The sequence below is a fragment of the Acidobacteriota bacterium genome, from assembly GCA_003696075.1.
GTDB lineage: Bacteria > Acidobacteriota > Polarisedimenticolia > J045 > J045 > J045.
This window is the reverse complement of sequence record RFHH01000231.1, coordinates 1-3,904: the sequence shown is the minus strand read 5'-3', so window position 1 is coordinate 3,904 and position 3,904 is coordinate 1. Positions and strand designations below refer to the sequence as shown.

At 71.1% G+C, this 3,904-nt stretch carries 4 protein-coding genes; all 4 read right to left on the bottom strand.

Translation table 11 applies throughout. The annotated features are described in order from the left end of the window. A partial coding sequence (locus D6718_13995; GenBank protein ID RMG42336.1) for a 1-deoxy-D-xylulose-5-phosphate synthase occupies positions 1 to 879 on the bottom strand: 879 nt, incomplete at its 3' end. Positions 880 to 905: 26 nt separating this feature from the next. After that, complete coding sequence (locus D6718_13990; protein ID RMG42337.1) at positions 906 to 1,694, bottom strand: transketolase; 789 nt, start codon at positions 1,692 to 1,694, stop codon at positions 906 to 908. 46 nt (positions 1,695 to 1,740) lie between these two features. Next, positions 1,741 to 3,267 carry a radical SAM protein gene (locus tag D6718_13985; GenBank protein RMG42335.1) on the bottom strand — a complete coding sequence of 509 codons (1,527 nt, stop codon included), beginning with the start codon at positions 3,265 to 3,267 and terminating at the stop codon, positions 1,741 to 1,743. Beyond that, the coding region (locus D6718_13980) for a hypothetical protein (GenBank protein ID RMG42334.1) at positions 3,254 to 3,904 on the bottom strand (651 nt) is incomplete at its 5' end. The genes D6718_13985 and D6718_13980, both read right to left, overlap by 14 nt.

Here is a 3,904-nt window from a genome sequence, read left to right as displayed (position 1 = left end):
CTCCCAGATCGCGGCGCGCCCTCCCATCTCGAACGCGAACCGGTCGGCCTGGCCGAGGCGCAGCAGGCGCCGCGGCACCTCGCGCTCGGTGAACAGCTCCGCCAGCATGCCGCCGATCCCTCCCGCGGCATAGTGCTCCTCGAGCGTGACGACGTTCGTGGCGGGGCCGAGGGCGGCGAGCAGCCGATCCGCGTCGAGCGGCTTGATCCGGAAGAGATCGAGAACGCCCGCCGACACGCCGTTCCGCGCCAGCTCCTCCGCGGCCGAGAGCGCCTGGCCGACCATCACGCCGGTCGCGACGATCGTGCAGTCGGTCCCCTCCCTCAGCACCGCGAAGCCGGTCTCCAGATCGGGCGCCGTCTCGTAGATCTCCGGCAAACCGGCGCGGTCGAAGCGGACGTAGCAGGGGCCGGCATTCCGGTGCGTCCAGGGCGCCATCGCCGCGGCGGTGGTGCCGTCGGCGGGGCTCAGGATCGTCATGTTCGGCTGCACGCGCAGGATCGCGAAATCCTCCACCGTGTGGTGCGTCGGCCCCATGATGTCGTAGGCATAACCGGCACCGACACCGAGCATCGTCACCTGGAGGTTCTGCGCGCAGACGTCGATCTTGATCTGCTCGTAGACGCGCGCCGTGATGAAGGGACAGATGGCGTAGGTGTAGACCTTCTTCCCCTCGAGCGCGAGGCCGGCCGCCATCCCGATCATCTGCTGCTCGGCGATCCCGACCTGGATGAACTGGTCGCGCAGGTTGGACGCGAACTGGTCGATCGTCGGCGCGCCGTTGTCGGCGCTGACGATGTAGACGTCCCGGTCGTTCCGCGCGATCTCGTACAGAGCGTTGAAGAAGGCGTCCCTCATCCCGATCTTCGGCTTGCCCATGGCGTTCTCCCGTCGACCCCGGCGGCTCAGGCGAGCGCCCGGCGCGCGATCTCCAGCTCCTCGCCTTCCGGCACCCTGTAGTGCCAGCGGCGCTCGTTCTCCAGGAACGGCACGCCCTTCCCCTTCACGGTCCGCGCCACGACGGCGAGCGGGCCGCGCCCCTTCCGCTCGCGGATGCCGTCCAGGGCGCCGAAGATCGCGCCGAAGTCGTGGCCGTCGATCTCGTTCGTCTCCCAGCCGCACGCGGCGAACTTCGCCGCCAGCGGCTCGAGCGCCGGCCCGTCGCTGCTCCAGTCGAGGTAGGCATCGTCGCGCGGGTCGGTGTGGCCGAGCACGCCCTGGCCGTTGCGATCGACGATCAGCACCAGGTTGTCGTAGCGGCGCGCGCCGGCGACGATCGCCGCCTCCCAGTTCGAGCCCTCGTACAGCTCGGCGTCGCCCGTGATCAGCACGACGAGGTGGCGCTTGCCGTCCCGGCGCGCCGCCTCCGCCATCCCGGTCGCCACCGGCAGCCCGTGACCCAGCGAGCCGGAGACGGTCTCGATCCCCGGCACGTGCCACTCGCAGTGCACCCCGAGCTGGCTCCCGCGCTGGGTGAACAGCTCCAGCTCCTCTCTCGGGAAGAAGCCGAGATCGGCCAGCACCGGGTAGAGGCCGATGCCCCCCTGCCCCTTGCTGAGGATGAAGCGGTCGCGGTCGGGCCAGTCCGGCTCGTCCGGCCGCACGCGCAGGATCCCCCCGTGGTAGAGCGCGACCAAGAGCTCCGTCTGCGAGAAGGCCGACGTGACGTGGCCGCTCTTCGCGTTCACCGCCATCTCGAGCACGGTGCGCCGTACCCAGCGAGCCTTTTCCTGCAGCTTCTCAAGCGATCTGTTCGACACGGGGCGTCTCCTCTCCCTCCGGCGTCCAGAGGTGCTCGCGCTCCAGGCGGATCGCGGTCAGCTTCCGGATGTGCCGCACCGTCACGATCCCGAACGTGCGGCGGACCATCTCGAGGTAGCGCGGGTTGGTGAAGTAGACCTGCCAGGCCCAGTCGCGGAAGGCGAGCACCTGCTCGCCGCTGAGCGTCTCGGTCGGGAGCGGCTTCGACCAGCGCGAGTGCTGCGAGTAGTGGTGCCACTCCTCCGGCAGCGGCCAGCCCTCTTTGACGGCCCGCTCGTAGAGCGCCGAGCCGGGATAGGCGGTGGCGCAGTAGAAGTTCGCCATCTCGCAGTTCAGCTCCATCGCGACGTCGAGCGTCTCCTGCATCGAGTCGAACGTGTCGTCCGGCAGGCCGAAGATGTAGTTGCCGATGACGTAGATGCCGGCGTCGCGGATCCGCTTCACGGTGTCGAAGATCTGCTCGCGGCCGAACTTCCCCTTGCGCACGCCGTCGCGGACGAAGCGGCTCGCCGACTCGATGCCGAGGCAGAGCCAGCGAACGCCGGCCCGGCGCATCAGCGCCAGCGGCTCGCTCTTGACCGTGTCGACGCGCGCGTAGGCCCAGATGTTGAGGTCGTCGATCCCCTCGCGGACGATCCCCTCGCAGATCGCGAGGTAGTGCCTCTCGTTGAGCACGAACATCTCGTCCGCGATCTTGAGGTTGCGCACGCCGTACTCCGCGCGCAGCCGCTTGATCTGCGCGACGGTGAACTCGGGCGGCCAGTAGCGGAATGACGACTTGCCGAACGGCGCGTTGATACAGCAGAAGGCGCAGCGGTAGGGACAGCCGAGGCTGGTGTAGATCGAGCCGTACGGCGTGCGCCGGTCGAGGTGCCCGAAGCAGTGCCAGTTGTGCGCCCGGTAGCGCTCCATCGGCAGCAGGTCCCAGGCGACGCCGGGAAGCAGCTCCGGAAGCTCCTCCGCCGGGATCAGCGGTGCGCGGGGATTCGAGCTCACGCCCCCGTCGGAGCGGTACCAGAGCCCCGGCACCTCGTGCCAGCGGCGGCGGTCGGCCGGATCGTCGAGCGCGAGCAGGGCCCGCAGCGTGTGCGGCCCTTCCCCCTGGCACACCGCGTCGACCTCGGTCTCGAGCAAGCTGCGCTCCGGGAGCGCCGAGGGATGGCCACCCAACAGCACGACCGGCGCGTCGGCTCCGGCCCGCCGCAGCGCCGCCGCGACCTCGCCCGCGGCCGTCATCGTCTGCGTCGACGCGGAGGGCTGCTGGCCGTAGACGACGATCGCGATCAGCCGCGGATCGTGCGTGGCCGCCTCGGCGGCGACCTTCTCGGCCGAGAACCCCTGCGCCTCCTGATCGACGATCGCCACCTCGTAGCCGGCGTGCCGCGCGGAGTTGGCGAGCATCCCGGCCCAGATCGGCGGCTCGATCGCCGCGTACTCCTGGGCCAGTTCCTGATAGATCAGCCGCCCGTTGCCGGGCGCGATCACCAGCAGGTCAGTACGGGACATGGGGAGCTCCTTCGGGTCCGGGCGGGGACGGTTTGGCCCCGGCGGCTGCGGTGCGGCGCGCGGAGTCCGGGGGGGTCCACGAATCGCGGCGCGGCGGATCTGCCGGCTCCGGCAACTCGTCCCGCTCGAGAGCCTCCAGCGTCGCCTCCACCAGCGGCAGCCAGCCGGGGTGCCGCAGCACGAGGCGCGCGAACCCCTGCGCGGCGGCGATGACCACCGGCGGGGGACCGCCCCGCGGGAAGATCGACGCCGTCCAGCGAAGCGCGAGATGGCAGCGCGCCAGCGCCTCGGCGCGCCCGGAGGGCGCTCGTTCGACGCCGGCCCGCAGCCGGGGCAACAGCCAGGCCGCCTCGCCGGCGGCGATCTCCCTCGCCCCCATCGCCGCCAGGTGGAGCCACTCCGGATCGGGATCGGACGCCACCGGCGCGGGCACCTCGTAGCCGAGGTCGGCCATCACGTCGACGGCGAGCGGCGAGAGCAGCAGCGACGACTTCCGCTCCGGCCACTCGCGCCATTCGCTGGCGCGTCCCCGCCGCGCCGTCTGCCAGCACCAGTCCGTCTCGCGCGCGCGACGCGCGATCACCGCCCGCAGCCGATCCACGGACGAGGACTCGACCGCTGCCTCGATCGCGCCCCG

What these genes read in the sequence shown, in the direction of transcription:
- D6718_13990 (RMG42337.1), bottom strand. Translation starts at nt 1,694, where the DNA reads ATGGCGGTGAACGCGAAGAGCGGCCACGTCACGTCGGCCTTCTCGCAG.
- D6718_13985 (RMG42335.1), bottom strand. Translation starts at nt 3,267, where the DNA reads ATGTCCCGTACTGACCTGCTGGTGATCGCGCCCGGCAACGGGCGGCTG.